At 42.6% G+C, this 18225-nt stretch carries 10 protein-coding genes; 9 read left to right on the top strand and 1 reads right to left on the bottom strand.

Annotation, left to right across the window (positions count from 1 at the left end):
* Positions 1 to 3 precede the first annotated feature (3 nt).
* From ABFX33_RS07860 to ABFX33_RS07840, 5 genes are all read left to right on the top strand, one after another.
* Positions 4 to 2139, top strand: coding sequence for a glycoside hydrolase family 31 protein (locus ABFX33_RS07860; RefSeq protein ID WP_346085348.1), 2136 nt, complete (start codon positions 4 to 6; stop codon positions 2137 to 2139).
* A 274-nt stretch (positions 2140 to 2413) separates the two neighbouring features.
* Entirely contained in the window at positions 2414 to 5512 is a 3099-nt protein-coding gene (locus tag ABFX33_RS07855) for a SusC/RagA family TonB-linked outer membrane protein (protein WP_346085347.1), read from the top strand.
* 12 nt (positions 5513 to 5524) lie between these two features.
* Positions 5525 to 7069: a RagB/SusD family nutrient uptake outer membrane protein gene (locus ABFX33_RS07850; RefSeq protein WP_346085345.1), complete on the top strand. Its 1545-nt coding sequence runs from the start codon at positions 5525 to 5527 to the stop codon at positions 7067 to 7069.
* Between the two features lie 24 nt (positions 7070 to 7093).
* Positions 7094 to 7861, top strand: a complete 768-nt coding sequence (locus tag ABFX33_RS07845) for a hypothetical protein (protein ID WP_346085344.1) — start codon at positions 7094 to 7096, stop codon at positions 7859 to 7861.
* Positions 7862 to 7887: 26 nt separating this feature from the next.
* Positions 7888 to 9351 carry a polysaccharide lyase 6 family protein gene (locus tag ABFX33_RS07840; protein ID WP_346085342.1) on the top strand — a complete coding sequence of 488 codons (1464 nt, stop codon included), beginning with the start codon at positions 7888 to 7890 and terminating at the stop codon, positions 9349 to 9351.
* A 91-nt stretch (positions 9352 to 9442) separates the two neighbouring features.
* On the opposite strand, the gene ABFX33_RS07835 is transcribed toward ABFX33_RS07840, so the two are convergent.
* A complete protein-coding gene (locus tag ABFX33_RS07835; RefSeq protein WP_346085341.1) occupies positions 9443 to 10678 on the bottom strand; it encodes a DKNYY domain-containing protein in 1236 nt (411 codons plus the stop codon).
* A 645-nt stretch (positions 10679 to 11323) separates the two neighbouring features.
* Between ABFX33_RS07835 and ABFX33_RS07830 the strand changes: the two genes are divergently transcribed.
* From ABFX33_RS07830 to ABFX33_RS07815, 4 genes are all read left to right on the top strand, one after another.
* Positions 11324 to 11629, top strand: a complete 306-nt coding sequence (locus ABFX33_RS07830) for a hypothetical protein (protein WP_120259046.1) — start codon at positions 11324 to 11326, stop codon at positions 11627 to 11629.
* A 275-nt stretch (positions 11630 to 11904) separates the two neighbouring features.
* The gene (locus ABFX33_RS07825; protein WP_346085340.1) at positions 11905 to 15096 is read left to right on the top strand and encodes a SusC/RagA family TonB-linked outer membrane protein; all 3192 of its coding nucleotides are present in this window, start codon (positions 11905 to 11907) and stop codon (positions 15094 to 15096) included.
* 13 nt (positions 15097 to 15109) lie between these two features.
* Positions 15110 to 17008 (top strand): RagB/SusD family nutrient uptake outer membrane protein, encoded by a 1899-nt coding sequence (locus ABFX33_RS07820; protein ID WP_120259044.1) that lies wholly within the window; start codon positions 15110 to 15112, stop codon positions 17006 to 17008.
* Positions 17009 to 17030: 22 nt separating this feature from the next.
* Entirely contained in the window at positions 17031 to 18221 is a 1191-nt protein-coding gene (locus tag ABFX33_RS07815; protein ID WP_346085337.1) for a DUF5000 domain-containing lipoprotein, read from the top strand.
* Positions 18222 to 18225: the final 4 nt, after the last annotated feature.

Raw genomic sequence — 18225 nt, 5'->3', positions numbered from 1 at the left:
ATTATGCAGAAAATTCTGATTATCCTCTTGCTGCTGCTTTGTAGTCAGGCAAAAGCGCAACCTATTCAATGGAAAGAACAGTATCCCGGTGTATGGAAAGGTACCTTTGGTCAGCCCGAGAAATATACCTTGCTGAGTGCTGCCGATAGTAAACCGCGCGCTGCAATACTTGAACAGCTCCAATCAACTGATTTTCCATTTCCGAAAATGGAAGTTCATGCGGAACTGATAGATGGGAAAACCTATGTGCGGATGCCATTGACAAAAAATGAACAGATCTATGGTTTGGGCCTGAATTTTCAAACTGTTCACCAACGTGGCAAGATCCTTAATCTGCATGTCGACCACTATGGTGGCAAAGATAATGGCCGGACGCATGCTCCAGTCCCTTTTTATGTGTCCTCCAAGGGTTATGGTGTACTTGTTAATTCTGCGCAGTATCTGACCTACTACGTGGGTACGGGTGTTCGTAAAGATGCTAAGGAACCGGCAGAACCCAAGGATCGTAATACCGATAAAAGCTGGAACTCGCGTCCTTATTCAGATGCGGTAGAGATTTATATCCCAGCTGCAGGTGTGGAAATTTATGTCTTTGCAGGTATCAATCCCTTGGACGCAATCAAACGATATAATTTATTCTGTGGTGGTGGTACATTGCCGCCACGATGGGGACTGGGATTTACACAGCGGGTACAGAAACTCTATACCGCCGAAGAGGTAATTCATGAAGCCGCCCAGTTTGAGGAACATGGTTTTCCACTTGATTTCATTGGGCTTGAGCCCGGATGGCAGTCGCGTGCCTATCCATGTACCTTTGAATGGGACAAAGGGCGTTTTCCGGATCCAGCTGTTTTGATTAAGAAATTGGCCACGAAGGGAATCCGTCTAAATCTTTGGACAAATCCTTATATCTCGCCAGAAGCTGGTATTAGTAAGGCGATCGAACCTTATACAGGTTCTCATACCGTCTGGAATGGGACAGTGCCTGATTTGAACCATCCCGAAGCTAAAAAAATCCTCGCTAAACAATTTATGGATGCCCAGCTCAACATTGGCGTCAGCGGTTATAAAATGGATGAGGTCGACGGCTATGATTATTATCTTTGGCCCGATATGGCCAAATTTCCATCGGGGATCAGTGGTATCCAGATGCGGCAAACCTATGGTGTACTTGCGCAGAAACTGACCGATAGTTTATATAGAAACCAGAATAAACGCACGTATGGATTGGTGCGCGCATCCAATGCCGGAGCCAATAATTTGCCTTATGTCATCTACAATGATTATTACAGTCATCAAGATTTTATTACGGCACTGGTCAATAGTGGATTTTGCGGTGTACTATGGACGCCGGAAGTACGGGGATCGAAGACAGGACAGGAGTGGCTACGTCGCTTTCAGTCCGTTGTCTTTTCGCCAATGGCCATGATCAATGCCTGGTCCAGTGGGACAAAGCCCTGGTCTTTTCCCGAAGTCGCTGATCAGGTGAAATATTATGCACAATTAAGGATGGAACTGATGCCGTACTTATATTCGGAATTTGCGAAGTATCATTTTGATGGCACGCCTCCATTTAGGGCGATGGTATTGGAAGAAGGTTTCCAAGGACAGGCCAAAGCTGTGGCGGACAATCAGGATCTGGAAACAAATCCTTACCTGGAAGCTGTGAATAGGGAAATAAAGGATCAGTATATGTGTGGTGAATATATACTGGTTGCGCCACTATTCGCTGGTGAGTCATCGCGAAAGGTGTTATTGCCAAAAGGTAATTGGTATGATTTCTATACCGGAAAATATGTGGGCAATGGAGCGGAGATCGTTGCCAATCCGGATATGGATCGCATACCGGTCTATGTCAAAGATGGTGGTATTATACCCATGATGGGCAGTCGTCTACACACGCCACTCCCCAATGAGAAAGTTGATTTGACCATCCGTCATTATGGGGAGAAGGAAGGGAGCTATCAGCTATATGATGATGACGGTGTAAGCTTTGATTACGAAAAAGGAAGTTATGTCTGGCGTCGGGTGTTGGTCAAAAAAGATGAAAAAGGAAGCTTGAGTGGAGAAATGTCCAAGCCGCAACCAGGAAAACCAAATTCGTTTGGGCGGGTTCAATTTGAATTTATGACAAAATAGAAAAAACAAAATAGCTTATCCCTACTGGTTTAATAAGGTGATTTTTGGGATTAAATGACCATTTTTTACTGCTAAAAAGAACAGAATTTACACCATCTTACAGGAGGAAGTAAACGATATTTGGGTAATAACGAATTATAAACAAATAACCAAATAAGGGAATACAGATGAGTCTGTCATTAGCTTCGATCAATATGGAAGCTGAGACGAAATGTGGCCTTTATGGCCAGGATGCCTTAGTATAATAAATAACCAATTAATAAATATCTAACTTATGATGAAAAGTATCACAAAAATGGGGTGCTTTGTACTCTGCCTATTTTTAATAATGGGAAGTATGGGCTTACCGCTGTTTGCCCAACAAAATGTTCGGCTTTCCGGCAAAGTGAGTAATAGCAAAGGTGACGCATTACAGGGGGTGAGCGTCCGGGTAAAAGGAAAGAGCCAAGGAACAAGTACAGATGCTGCAGGCAAGTATCAGATTGAGGCTGCTCCGGCAAGTATACTCGTTTTTAGTCAAGTGGGGATGAAAGCCGAGGAGCGTACGGTCGGTGCTCAACGACAAATCGACGTACAGCTGGTTGAAAATGACAATGCCTTGGATGAGATCGTAGTCACCGGCTATGGCGGTGTTGCAAAAAAACGAGATCTAACCGGGGCGATATCTTCTGTTAACGCAAAAAAAATTCAGGAAAGACAACCCATTAATCTATTTGATGTCTTACAGGGACAAGCAGCCGGTGTACTGATCGTTAACGATGGCGGTGGTGCTCCTGGGGCAACAGGCTCCATACAGGTGCGGGGAACCTCAACTTTGAATGGGGGTAATGGACCCTTGTATCTGGTCGATGGTGTTATCAATCCCGACGGTGCAAATATTAACCCTACGGATATCGAAAATATCGAAGTGCTAAAAGATGCTGCATCTGCCTCAATCTATGGATCGCGGGCGGCGAATGGTGTTATTTTGATTACAACCAAACGTGGAGCGGAAGGAAAACCTCTGATTAATGTAAATTATAACCATCTTTTTGGCCGTCTGGCACATTATATTCCTGTGAGTAATTCGGCTGAAGTACGTGAGTTTAGAAATATACAAGGACAAAATAGCAATATAGACTCGCTAAATCCAAGCTTTAATGCTGATAATGATCTTCAAAAATTGCTTCTCGGCAATCTTGCACAAAAGAAAGAGATCAAGTTAAGTATAGGTGGTGGCCAAAAAAACCTTCGGTATTACAGCAGTTTAAATTATTTGGATGATAAGTCCATTATACTGAATAGCTATGCAAAGCGTTTACAGTCGCGGATCAATGTGGAGTACCAAGCTTCATCGAAACTGAGATACTCAAACAATATCTCCTTCGCCTGGCAAAAAGGCAACACCATTCCTATTGCCAATACGGTACGCGTCGTTATGGATAGGCCGGCATATTCATTAATCTATTATCCTGACGGATCATTAACGAGTTATGTTGGATCCAAACGAAATCCCATCGCCAATGCATTGTATGAGCAAAATATTGACGAAACCTATTCTGGTCAATTCAATAACCAATTGGACTATCAGTTGAGGAATGATCTGAAACTGACGACTTTGTTTAATGCAAGGTTGGATAACTTGCAAAATACAGGTTTTTCGCCTCGTTTTCTATCGGCCAATAAAGATCAGAACAGTGGATCGAATGAATTTACAAAGACTTTCTCCTGGGAATTTCAGGCATTTGCCAATTATAACAAAACATTCGCGCAGGACCATAACGTATATGCCCTGTTGGGATTTAGTGCCGATCGTAGACGTTTCGATCGTTTCCATTCCGAATATCTGAACAGTGTAAACGAAGAAGTCCTGGTCACATTCCCAGATTATCTGACCTCATCAAAGACCTATACATCCGCGACTGCAAATGCTACAGCCTCTTTATTCAGCAGAATTGGCTACAACTATAAAAGCCGTTACCTCCTGCAAGCTTCATACAGAAGAGATGGTTCCTCAAGATTTGGACCGAGTAACAAATGGGGGAATTTTTTCTCGGGATCCGCTGCTTGGCGTTTTTCGGACGAAAATTTTATGAAATGGGCTAAACCGGCATTGCAGGATGCTAAACTCAGATATAGTTTTGGACAGCTTGGAAATGATAAAATAGGGGATTACGAATCTTATGCAAAGGTAGCATTTGGCGGAAACTACAATGGAGTGGGGGGAGCTGCAATGACTCCGACATTAGGTAATTATTTGATCAAATGGGAGATGACTACACAGAATAATGTGGGCTTGGATCTTACATTTCTCAATGGAAAGTTGGGCTTTACCGCAGATTACTATGTGAAAACAACTACCGATCTGTTATATCCAAGGGAATTACCAAAAGAAACAGGATACACAAAACTTCAGGTGAATGTGGGATCAATCCGGACCCGCGGAATGGAGTTTGTTGTTAGTGCCCGACCAATCGTTCAATCAAATTTTAGCTGGGAAATCAATGGAAATATCTCCTTCGAACGGGGCAAGGTCGTGAAACTGGCCGACGGTATTCCTTTCTTTCCGGGGAATAAATGGTACCTCGAAGAAGGCGGACGCATCGGTAATTTTTACGGATGGCGTAATATCGGTGTGTATGCTTGGGATGAGTCCAATGCCTATAACGACAATTGGGATAAATTGACACTTGTACTTGACGACCAAGGTAAGCCATTGTACCGTGACGGTAAACCTGTCTATACATCAGATGGTCAAAATTATGACGGTACGGTGCATCATATGTATGCCCCAGACGGTAAGTTGAAGGGGGGAGATGCCGAGTGGCTCAACAATAAACGCGATAGCTTGATCAATGACGATGACCGCATGATTCTGGGAAATCCCACCCCTGATTTCTACTTTGGTTTTATGCAAACATTTACCTACAAACGTTTTTCTTTAAATGTGCTTTTCAATGGCGCAATCGGTGGAGAAGTGTATAATGCTTTGTTACAACGCCAGAACTATCCTTCAAATACCGGGGCGGGGTCACCGGATATGGTATACAATGTATGGCGGAAACCGGGTGATGAGGCTAAGTATCCTTACTATCCTGAAAGAAATAACCGTGGAAACATGAAGACCAACCAAAACAGTCTGTACATCGAAGATGCTTCGTTTATCAGACTCGCCAGTGCACGTCTGGCCTATACGTTTAGTCCAAATTTGGTCAATAAATTGAAAATGAAGGGTCTTACAGCCTATATCTATGGAACAAATCTATTGACCTGGACGAACTACAATGGCTACGATCCTGAATTCAGCACAACGAATCCATTGACACCTGGTGAGGACGATGGCCGTTATCCAAGAAGGAGAGAGTTTGGTTTCGGTGTAAATGTTAATTTTTAGAAGATTTCAATTATGTACAAAATAAAAATTTTAGCAGCTTTATTTTTTTTAGGCACCTTGGGTGGCTGTAAAAAATTCCTTGACGAAAAGCCACTTGCAGATGGAACATTGGGTCAGCATTATAAAAATATGTATGATGTGCAGGCCGCAATGGCGGGCATGTATAGTGCTTTTCAGCTTGAAATGGTCGGGAAAGAACAGTATACCGAGAAATATCTTTATTGGGGAGAATATCGGTCAGATAATTTCGATCGCTTTATTAGCTATACAAAGGACTATGTCGATGAAATTGTGTTGAACAGTATTACTCCTTCTAATGATTTTTCAGATTGGAGCGGCCTGTATACAACAATTGGGAGAGCGAATAATAACATCAAATATATTCCGCAGGCGGCTCAATTGGATAGTCGGATAACAATGGCAATGCAAAACGATTATTTAGCACAGAGTTATGCGCTTCGCGCCATGTCTTACTTTTATATTGTTCGTGTCTGGGGTGACGCACCGATCTGGTTGGAGCCCTACGAAGATGTGCAACAACCTGCTGGAAGGGCACGCGAACCGAAGGAGAAACTCATAAAAGATATAATTATTCCAGATCTGGAAAAAGCCTATTCGTTGATTACCAAAGATGCCAGAAGCCCGTTATGGACTATTGGTGAGGCTGGAATATGTGCGATTATGGCCGACGTGTATATGTGGCAGGGAGATCATGAAAATGCGATAAAGTGGATTGAAAAATTATTCGTAGCAAAGTCGCCGACCAATGTCAGTTATGCTGGTTTAAATGAAACCAATCTACAGGATGCAGCGACCTGGAAAACTATCTTTACAAATCCATCTTCCAGCAAAGAGACGATCTGGAGTATCCACTGGGATTATCTGAAAAATGGCTGTGCCTGCATGCAAACTTCCTGGACATCAAATAACAAACAGGTGATTGTGGATGAAGGGATCTGGACCAGCTGGTTTTTGCCGCAAACTACGAGTACACCAAGTCCGGATATTCGACCAAAACAGACGTTGGATGTTTATTTCGGTATGCCAAGCAATAAACGGGATCGATTTATTAAGTGGTATCCGACAGAAGCAAACCCAACCAAAGCGGATCCCTGGCCCGCAACAAATCAATTGCTTCCGGTCTATCTGACCATGTACCGTCTGAGTGACATTTATCTACTTTATGCTGAAGCCTTGAACGCAAGGGGCGACAGAGAAAGAGCCATTAAATATTTGAATTTTGTACGGAAACGTGCTCAACTTCCATTGTATGATCTGAGTGCACCTGAATTGGCAAGCCCCTATGCCCTGGAAACCGCAATCCTAAACGAGCGGCAGCTAGAGCTTTTCGGAGAAGGCAAAAGATGGTTCGACCTGGTACGAACGAATCGTGTTAAGGTTGTAATGGACCCTATTCTGAAACGTAGACAAGAGGATGCCGGAAACTTGGAAATGCCGGGATTCTTAGATCCTAAAAATAGAGCTTACTGGCCGCTGAGTAGAAATGTTTTGAACTCCAATAGTTTGTTGGTTCAAAATCCGGGGTATACAGATTAATGCGGGAATTTAGAAAAGGAAATCATGAAAAGAAATTTTGACATCAAGTGGATACAAGTTGGAGTGATACTCCTGACTTTACTGACAACTGGCTGTTCCCTTTTTGATATGGAATTGCAAGAAAATTACGATTACGAACATAAAACGTTGGACCCTAATATTGGCATTAGCGCGAAGAAGTTTTTAGAAAATCGTTCCTATGGAACCCCCGAAAATCCAACAGATACTGCCTTCAAGTGGATGCGCATTGGTTTGGAATACGCGGGTATTGATCTTAACGAACTGGAAAAGGCAGATCGAACATTTATTTTTTTGCACAATGATGCCATTAAGATCTGGGATGCGAAGGCAAAAAAGGTAACGGGTGGACTCTTTTTTGATTTTCCTATCGTAACAGGAGTGGATGGTACTGGAAAACCACTGACCAAACCTGCGACGAAATGGGAAAATTATAGCAGAGAAGATGTCCGGAATTATTTCCTTTACCTCATCTTGCAGGGCAAATATAACTTCGCTGATCTGAGCATCACCAATGTGAAGGTAAAAACCTTATTGCCGGCAAATACTGTCGCCAGTAAAGGATCGCTGCTGGGCTACTTGAATGAGGGGAAAGGTTTTGATCAGGAGGGAGCCATGTATTTGAAACTGGTGAACAACAACGATTTGGCTCCGATTCAGATTAATAATAAAACAACCAATAGATCGGGGGGATATGGTGTTACGAATGGTGTGGTACATGTTTACGGAGTAAAGGGAAACACCACCGTCTATCCTTTTATTTCCTTACAATAAATTAAACACCTTAAATAAACTTAAATATGACCACAAAAAAAACGGTATTTGCTTCACTCTCACTGTTATTAGTGATGGGGAGTAGCTGTGAAAAACCAGCTGCGGTAAAATTGCAACTAAATGGTATCGCCTGTGTGCAATGCCATACTATTCAATCGGCAGCCGATTTGCAGGCCTTAAGTCTACAGCCGGGCGACACGGTGATTATGAAATCGGGGCAATGGACAAATCAGGAATTGACATTTAGTGCGCAGGGAACAAGCCAGCAGCCTATTGTGTTACTCGCTGAACAGCCCGGAGCAGTGATCATGAAAGGTACTTCCTCCATCAGCATCACGGGTAAATGGCTCGTGGTTAATGGTCTTGTCTTCCAAAATGGATATACCTCCGGAAAAAATGTGGTCGATTTTACCTCTTCTTCATCAAATTGCCGGTTGACAAATACGGCTATTGTGGATTATAATCCGCCCGCAGCAACGACTGACTATAGGTGGGTATCCATTAATGGATCGAATCATCGTATTGATCATTGTTACCTTAAGGGGAAATTACATCAGGGGCCTACGATGGTGGTCTGGGGAACAAATAAAACGATGAAACACCGGATCGATCATAATTTCTTTGGGGAACGGGCAGAGCTACCGAATAACGGCGGTGAAACCATCCGTATCGGAACAAGTGACTGGTCTATGACCAGTGCATTCACGACGATTGAAGATAATATTTTTCAACGTTGCAACGGTGAAACTGAAATTATCTCGAACAAGATGGGGAGCGATACCATTCGCAATAACTTCTTCCACGAGAGCGAAGGGACGCTATGTTTGAGACATGGAAATGGTTCTGCTGTTTATGGGAACTATTTTGTCGGTAACGGCAATAGTGCAGCTGGTGGTATCCGGATCATCGGGGAGGATCATGTTGTCTACAACAATTACTTCCAAAATATGGCGGGAACAGGACAAAAAGCACCGGTGGCTGTCATGGATGGTGTACCTAATTCGCCGTTAAGTGGTTACTATCAAGTAAAACGTGTGAAGGTGGTGGCCAACACCATGATTAAATGTAAGCAATCATTCGATATCGGTTCGGGAAAAGGGGGGAACAGTCGCACCTTGCCTCCAACAGATGGACATATCGCCAATAATGTGGTGTCGCAAGCTGCAAGTTCAACCATGCTGACCTTTACAGATCAACCCATTAATTTTACCTACCAGGGAAATATTGTATTTGATGTGCCGACGAGCCAACAGCTTCCAGCTGGTTTTACACGTCAAAATCCAAAATATACGTTGACAGCTGATGGAATCTATGAGCCGACCAGTACCAGTCCGGTGTTGGGTGCTTTTGTCGGTAATTATCCTTTTGCTGCAGCAGCAGATGCTGGTGCTCCAAAATTGGACGCCCAGCATCGGGATTTACTGAAAGCACAAAATATCGGTCCGGGATTTATGACGGGACTGGGAAATAGCTTGGTCATCAATCCGTAAGGGTTCGTGTCGGAAGGACCCGGTTTGCCCTCATTTCTTTTTAAATAGAAAGAAATGAGGGTGTTTTTTTAGGGAGTCTGTTGGCTCCGGATTACTTTACTTTTTCACCGCGGTAGTATTGGTTCCACCTATCTTTGGCATAGCCTTTTTCAAGGTACTCAAATGAAGAAGCTGTCGCGTCTTCCACTTTCTGACCACGGTAGAAAACTTCCCAGCGATCTTTAGCATAACCGCCACCAAGAACGGTAAAGGAACTGGCAGTGGCATCGGTTATTTTGATCCCCTGATAATAAACTTCCCAGCGGTCTTTGGCATAACCATCAGTAATATATTCAAATGAAGAGGCTGTCGCTCCCTGCAGTTTTTCACTTTTATAAAACACTTCCCAGTTATCCTTGGCATAACCGCCACCAAGTATCTTTACTGCGGCCCCGCCTTGTTGGCCATTCTTCTGACCTTTGTAGTAGCTGTTCCATCGGTCTTTAGCATAACCTTGCCCCAAATTTTCAAAACTGGAAGCATTTGCTTCCGCTATTTCTTTCCCGAAATAAAATGCCTTCCATGAATCTCTGGAATACCCATCCCCTAAGACCTTGAAAGTGGAGGCTGATGCATTGGGGATTACCTGTCCGCTGTAAAAGACTTTCCAGGAATCCCTGTAATAACCATCTCCTACGAGTGTGAAGGTACTGGCTGATGCATCTTTGATTACTTGTCCTCTGTAAAAGACTTTCCAGGAATCTTTGGTATAATGATCACCTAGTATCTGAAACGAGGAAGCCGACGCCTCTTGCAATAACTCACCTCGAAAATATACTTTCCATGAATCCTTGGAATAGCCATTGCCTAACAATTTGAAAGAAGAAGCTGATGCATTGGAGATTACCTGACCGCTGTAAAAGACTTTCCATGAATCTTTGCTGTAATGATCACCTAATATCTGAAACGATGAAGCCGAGGCATATGGCATGGGTTCCCCTCGGAAGTATACTTTCCAGGCATCTTTAGTATAGCCACCTGTTAATACTTGAAATGAAGAAGCCGACGCATCCTTGATTATGTTGCCACGAAAATAAACTTTCCAAGCATCTTTAGCATAACCATCCTTGAGATATTTGAAAGTAGAAGCATTGGCATCCTTCACCTCTTGGCCTCTATAGAGGATCTGATTGCCGATTTTGATATAGCCACCCCCCAGTTCCTGTGGGAGTAAAAAGAAGTGGTTTGGCTGATCCTTAACGATTGGATAGCCCAAGCTTACATTGGGAATAGTGACAGCTGTTATAGACAGTGTTAGCGCGAGAATTTTTAAAGTAGCCTTGATCATAAAATAAATCTTCTGTGTAAACTTAAAAGAAAATAATCGTATTTTTGTTATTTATTGATAAGACAAAAGAAAGTTGTTTAAGGTTTAATGGTGATTTTATTTTCTGTTAATTTTATACCGATTCTCTTTTTTGTGAATCATTGACCTTTTATCAAAGTTGTACCGTTGCTAAAAACGGAAAAACTAGCCCTTCTTAAAAAGATTGCCTCTTTTCTTTGCTTATTCTCTGCTTATTTATTGCTATTTCTTTGCTTATTTATTGGTGATTCTTTGGTTATTTATTACTTATTCTAGGCCGTTTCTTCGTTCTTTCTAGGGGCCTGGCTTGCCTCTGCTTTGCTATTTCTTTGGTATAATAGCAAAGAAATAGGATCAAAACGGTAAACAAAAAGTAAAGAAAATGCATACGAGGGGGTAGGTTGGTTCCTGTTATACCGATTCATGAATAAATCCTGAATTGAGTATACATGATAATTTTTATTCCGATATATATGACATATCCCAAAAGGACTAATTAAGAGTTGACAGATAATGTGACATCAAAGCGGACGGTTTTATGGAAGTACGGTCATATTTGTGTTAGGTCTGAGACGCGATAAGGGCAAGTATTTGGATAAGCAATATTTTTTTTGTATATTGCTGGTTATGAGTTTTAAAGACAAATTAGAGAACTGGCGCACGTCAATCAATCGCGCCGGTAGTGGTGAGGAATTGTATATTTTGCTTTTGAACTACAAAAGGTTTATCAATAAAAATTGGATGGACGATTTTGGTGATCCGGGCAACTGGAAATCCGAACTAAATCAGGTCATCAGCAAAGTAAGAAAGAAAGTGGATGTGGCAGACATTCGAAATTGTGGGGATCTGTCGTCTTATCAGGACGATGCCCGACAGACTGCACATTCGCTCAATCATACCTTAAAATATCACCACTCATTGACAAAAGGGTAGGCTAGGCCTACCTTTTTTTTGTGTAAAATTTTCTAAATAGATTCCCTAGCGGTATATAACCTCACTCTTTACGGTATATACCGCTTTATTTATATAACAAATCCCACCTTTTGGAGTTGCCCTCTGGTGCCGTATATCGTACAAACAGAAGCTATTATTAAAAAATATTTGCGGATGTCGGAAAATGTTTTTACTATTGTATAGTAGTATAGAATAGTATAGATTAATACTCGCCATACTACTGTATAATAACCAATCTATAAGAAGACCAATTTATGATCTACCACATGTATTACCGAATCTGTAAATGGCAGCGATGTAGTCTTGTCTTCCTTTTTATGCTAATGGCTGGTTTTGCGCACGCACAGAACCAATCGTTTGAATTGAGAGGAGTTGTATTGGATAGCGTCGGACATTTACCAATTTCCAATGTTACAATTGCCTTTATGGGAAAGAATGCAGTTGTATCAACGGATGCACAGGGACAATTTCTGATTAAAGATGCACACATCAACGATCATCTTGTCCTGACTTCGGTCGGATTCGACCGCAAAACTGTTCAGGTCACGAGTACCAACCGTATGACCATTTACTTATCCTCATCAAGTTCCAATCTGGATGAAGTGACTGTCGTAGCCTACGGTACGCAGAAAAAAACGAGCATGGTGGCCTCCATTACCTCGATCAACCCGAAAGAAATTAAGGGACCAACATCCAATCTGACCTCCATGCTGGCGGGTCGGGTAGCTGGACTAATTGCTTACCAGCGAAGTGGGGAACCAGGTAATGACAACGCTTCCTTCTTTATTCGCGGCGTCGGTTCTTTTGGCGCAGGGAAAAAGGACCCTTTGATTTTGATCGACGGAATGGAATCCAATACCACGGCACTTGCCCGCTTACAGCCTGATGATATCGCTGGTTTTTCCGTATTGAAAGATGCAGCAGCCTCTTCGTTATATGGTGCTAGAGGTGCAAATGGGGTTGTTTTGGTCAATACCAAAAGCGGTATTGTCGGTAAGGCAAAATTCAATGCACGTTTTGAGAACTCCATCTCAACCAACACGCGTAATTTTAAATTCGCCGATAACATTACCTATATGAAGATGGCTAATGAAGCGGTATTGACCAGGGATCCAAAAGGAACCCTGCCTTATAGCCAAAACAAAATTGATCATACTGAACGGGGGGACGATCCGTTGCTCTATCCCAATAATAACTGGATCGACCAACTGATAAAGGACTATACCAACAACCAGCGCTTTAACTTCAATGTCACCGGTGGGGGAAACCTTGCTCAATATTATGTCGCAGGTACCTTTAATAACGATAAGGGAATTCTGCGATCCGAAAATAGTAATAGCTTTGATAATAATATCAACCTGAAAAACTACTCCTTACGTTCTAATATTACCTTAAATGTTACCCCAACGACTATTGGAATTATCCGTACTTCGGCCCAATTTGATGACTATACAGGACCAATAGGGGGCTATGATAAATGGGGAAATCTGATCAATGGTGGACAGCGCGTATTTCGTGAAGCAATTTGGTCCAACCCGGTAATGTTTCCGGCAATTTATCCATCTTCCTATTCTCCATTTGCGACGCATCCGCTTTTCGGAAATAACTTTATCCCAACCACCAAAACGCTATATAACAATCCCTACGCCAATATGGTCAATGGTTTTCAGGAATATAATAGCTCCACAGTCAATGTGCAATTGGAACTGAAACAGAATTTCGATTTTATTACCAAAGGTCTATCCGCTCGCTTAATGGCCTATACACAACGCTATTCTTATTTTTCTGTCACGCGGAGCTTTAAGCCATTTTATTACAATCTGGTCCGAATCCCAGGTACCAGCAATACGGTTTTAAGTCTGCTCAACGAAAATGAGGGTACGGAATACCTGGATTACAACCAGGGAAATAAAATCCTAAATACCACGACGTACGGTGAGTTTGCTGTCAATTACAACCGCACCATCGCTGAGGACCATGATATCACAGGGATGTTGATCGGTATTATCCGTAATTATCAGACCGCTAATGGTGGCGACTTGCAGGCTTCTTTGCCTGCTCGCAACCTCGGGGTTTCAGGTCGCGCAACCTATGCGTTCAAAAACCGCTACCTTTTTGAGTTTAACTTTGGCTACAACGGTTCCGAACGTTTCTCTAAAGATCATCGTTTTGGTTTCTTCCCCTCTTTTGGTGTAGGGTGGAACCTAAATGAGGAAAAAATGTTTGAATTTATGACCCCTGTCGTTTCCCGCTTAAAATTGAGGGCAACCTATGGTCTGGTGGGTAACGATCAGATTGGCGAAGATCGTGATCGTTTCTTCTATCTATCGCAAGTGAATCCGAATAACGGTGGCCGAGGTTTCTCTTGGGGAAATAACTGGGATTACACACGGCCTGGTTATTCCATATCGCGGTATGAAAATCGTGATATTACCTGGGAACGGGCAAAAACCTTCGATGCTGGATTTGACCTGAATCTAAAAAATGGCTTGGGTGTGGTGTTTGATTATTACAACTCTACCCGCAGCAATATCCTAATGGTGCGTTCAAATATTCCTTCTACAACTGGTTTTCAGTCTGATATCCAGGCTAATATCGGAAAGGCGCAGAGCCGAGGATTTGACTTGGCCCTGGATTACAATAAGTCCTTTCAAAATACCTGGTGGACTCAGTTGCGGGCGAATATGACCTATGCAACCAACAAATTACTGGTTAACGAAGAGCCTGACTATCCGGCAAATTTATCCTACCTCTCTCGGCTGGGACATCCGATCAAACAATCGTATGGTCTGATTGCTGAACGTCTGTTTGTCGATGATATCGAAGCGGAAAACTCGCCGCTACAGAATTTTGGTGGCGCCTTTAAAACCATGGGTGGTGATATCAAATACAGGGATATCAATGGCGATGGTAAAATCACGGATTTAGACAAAGTGCCGATCGGTTATCCGACAGATCCCCAAATTATTTATGGTATGGGTTTTTCTGTGGGTTTCAAAGGCTTTGATGTCAGTGCATTCCTACAGGGATCTGCCCGTTCATCATTCTTTATTGATCCGGGAAATATTACACCTTTTGCGATCAACGGACCTTATCAAAACGGTTTGTTGCAGGAAGTGGCAAACAGCTATTGGTCCGAAGATAACCAGGACGTTAGGGCCCTGTGGCCACGCTTGACGGATGGTTTTAACAACAATAATAATCAGTTTTCAACCTGGTGGATGCGTAATGGCGCATTCTTACGATTGAAATCTGTTGAATTGGGCTACAATCTCCCAAATCAGTTTCTCAACAAGTTTAAGATGTCCAATGTCCGTTTTTATGTCAATGCACTCAACCTTGCCGTATGGAGCAAATTTAAGATGTGGGATCCTGAAATGGGTGGTGAAGGATTAGGCTATCCTGTGCAGGCTGTGTATAACGTAGGTATTAACGTAGGATTTTAAAAGGCAGTTTATCATGAAAAATCTAAGATTAATTAAATTACTGGTTGCGTCAGGTTTATTGTTTTTTCAATCCTGCAACTATTTGGATGTCGTGCCGGATAATGTGGCGACAATAGATAATGCATTTACGATGCGTAGCGAAGCAATAAAGTACTTGGCTACCTGTTATTCATACCTGCCGCCGGATGGTGATCCGACCAGAAATCCAGCTTACCTTGCAGGGGATGAATTCTGGCTGGACTACCCAACCCTCAGTATTGATGGAACAAACTGGAATATTGCCCGTGGAAATCAGAATGTCACCAATCCTTACGTGAACTATTGGGATGGTTATATGTATAATGCCATTCGCGATTGTAATATTTTTCTGGAAAATATTCGTAATCCCGAAAAAGTACGTGATATGACACAGGACGAGCGTACCACTTGGGAAGGAGAGGTGATGTTCTTAAAAGCATACTATCACTTTATGTTGATGCGGCATTACGGACCTATTCCTACAATGGATGTCAACTTATCTGTAAATACTTCTATCGAGGATGCAAAAGTTAAACGCCAGCCTATTGATGAGGTTGTCGATTATATAGTCAAGGTTCTTGACGAGGCAATTCCTAAACTACCCAATACGGTCCAGTCTCCGGTTACGGATTTGGGCCGTATTACCAAGCCTATTGCCTTAGGGATTAAAGCAAAAGTATTATTATATGCCGCGAGTCCGTTGTTCAACGGTAATACGGATTATGCGACCTTTAAAAATGTCGATGGGACACTGTTCTTCAATCAGAGCTTTCAGTTGGAAAAATGGCAGAAGGCCGCCCGTGCTGCAAAGGAAGCGATTACCGCATGCGAGAACCTGGGAATGGGTCTATACCAATTTCCTGGTACTGTATTTCCGCTCTCCGATACGACAATGATTCAAATGAGCGTTCGCAATGCTGTGACTGAAAAATGGAACAAGGAAATTATCTGGGCAAATCCGACTTCACGGGCCTGGCAGATGCAGTATTCATCCATGGCACATATTGATCCCAATAATGCAGGTAATAACAGTGTACATGGTACCTTAGCACCTTCCTTAAAGATTGTTGACCAATTCTATACCCGAAATGGCGTGCCAATGGACGAAGATAAAACCCTGGATTTTAGTAATAAGAATCAGCTTCGTTCGGGTAACTATGCAGAGCGGTTCAATAATATTCAGAATTATCAGACTGCACGTGTACATTTTGATCGCGAAAATAGGTTTTACGCCAATGTTGGTTTTGACGGGGGGATCTGGTTTATGGAAAATAGTCCAAGCCGTAGTGATGAAAATACCTGGACCACACAGTTGCGCCTGGGATTATTTGGTAGCGGACTCTCTATTCCTGTGACGACATACTATCCCAAAAAATTAGTGAATTGGAAATTTGCTTTCAAAGATGGCAATAGTTCACACATTGAAGAATATCCTTGGCCGATGATGCGCCTGGCGGATCTGTACTTGATGTATGCCGAAGCCTTGAACGAAAGCGAGGGACCAACAGCCGATGTCTTTTTATACCTCGATAAAATTCGGAAAAGGGCTGGGTTGGAGGGTATCCAAGAATCCTGGTCAAAGTATGCGTTAAATCCTGCTAAACCGACAAGCAAGCAAGGCTTGCGCAGCATTATCCAACGTGAACGGAATATTGAAATGAGCTTTGAGGGATCACGTTTTTGGGATCTGAAACGCTGGAAGCTGGCGGCACAGGAACTGAATAAAAACATTACCGGCTGGGATAGAAACCAGGATAAAGATCATCCCGAACTTTTCTATAAAGAGCAGACCTTTTTTCAACAACGTTTTGTGGCACCGAGAGATTACTTCTGGCCGATAAGGGAAAACAACCTTTTGGTCAATCCCAACTTAGTACAAAACCCAGGTTGGTAATCCCTTATTAAATAGAAAAATTATGAAAAATCTAAAATATTTAAACTATTGCTATGTCCTGATCGGTCTTTTTTATCTATTGGCTGGTTGTAAAGAGGAAAAGGGATGGACGCTGCTTGAAGATGACCAAACGAAACCAGGTATTGTGCAAAATACTTCTGTTACCAACGGCTACGGACAGGCAACGATACATTACAGTTTACCGTCCAGTCAAAATGTATTGTATGTAAAGGCCGAATATGTCATGGCCAATGGACAGACACGGATTGTAAAATCATCAACCTATAAAAATGAGATCTTAATCGACGGTTTTCCGGATACACAAAAACATATTGTAAAGCTTTACGCCGTCAATAAGGCCGAAGTGGCTTCAGATGCTGTGGACGTTACAGTAGAACCTAAAACACCGATTTTTGATCTCGTATTCGGGCAAATGAAAATTGCGCCGACATTTGGCGGCGTCCGGATAAGTTCAATCAATCAGGAAAAAGGTGATGTCGTTATTGTCCCTATGGTTGACTCCCTGAATAATGGGGAATATTTGCCTTTGGACAACTATTATAGCCAGGATTCCCTGATCTTATATAATATCCGCGGACTGAAATCCCGTGAAATGAAATTTGCCTTTTATGTGCGTGACCGATGGTTAAATAAATCGGATACGTTGTATACCTCGCTGACACCTCTGGAAGAAAATCTTTTTCCGAGACAGCAGTTTGCAGCATTACACTTACCGGGGGATGCGCAGTATATGTACGGGACGACTTCGGAAATGATGTGGGACGGCAACATGAATCCCTCCCGATGGCCAGCCTTATATACAGTTGAAAGTGCCGGTGCTCCGCAATCCCTGACTTTTTCTATCGGTAAGGAAGCAAAATTAAGCCGTGTCGTGATTTTCCCACGTCGGGAAAATGGTTTTTACGATAAGGGTAACATGCGTGAATTTGAAGTCTGGGGAAGTAACATTCCAAATCTGGATGGCTCCTGGGAATCTTGGTCTAAACTGGCAACCTGTACCGTGCGAAAACCTTCGGGTACTCCAGCTGGAACAAATACCAACGCAGATGAAGTATATGGCATCGCAGGTTGGTCTTTTGATATGCCCGAAGATGCACCAAAATACAAATATCTACGGATCCGCAATCTGCGCAACTGGCGTGGTAGTTACTTTATCCAGATTGCCCAAGTACAAGTATGGGGTGTTTATTAACTAT

The organism is Sphingobacterium ginsenosidimutans, from assembly GCF_039536865.1.
Taxonomy (GTDB): Bacteria; Bacteroidota; Bacteroidia; order Sphingobacteriales; family Sphingobacteriaceae; genus Sphingobacterium; species Sphingobacterium detergens.
This window is presented reverse-complemented; position numbering and strand designations above follow the sequence as displayed.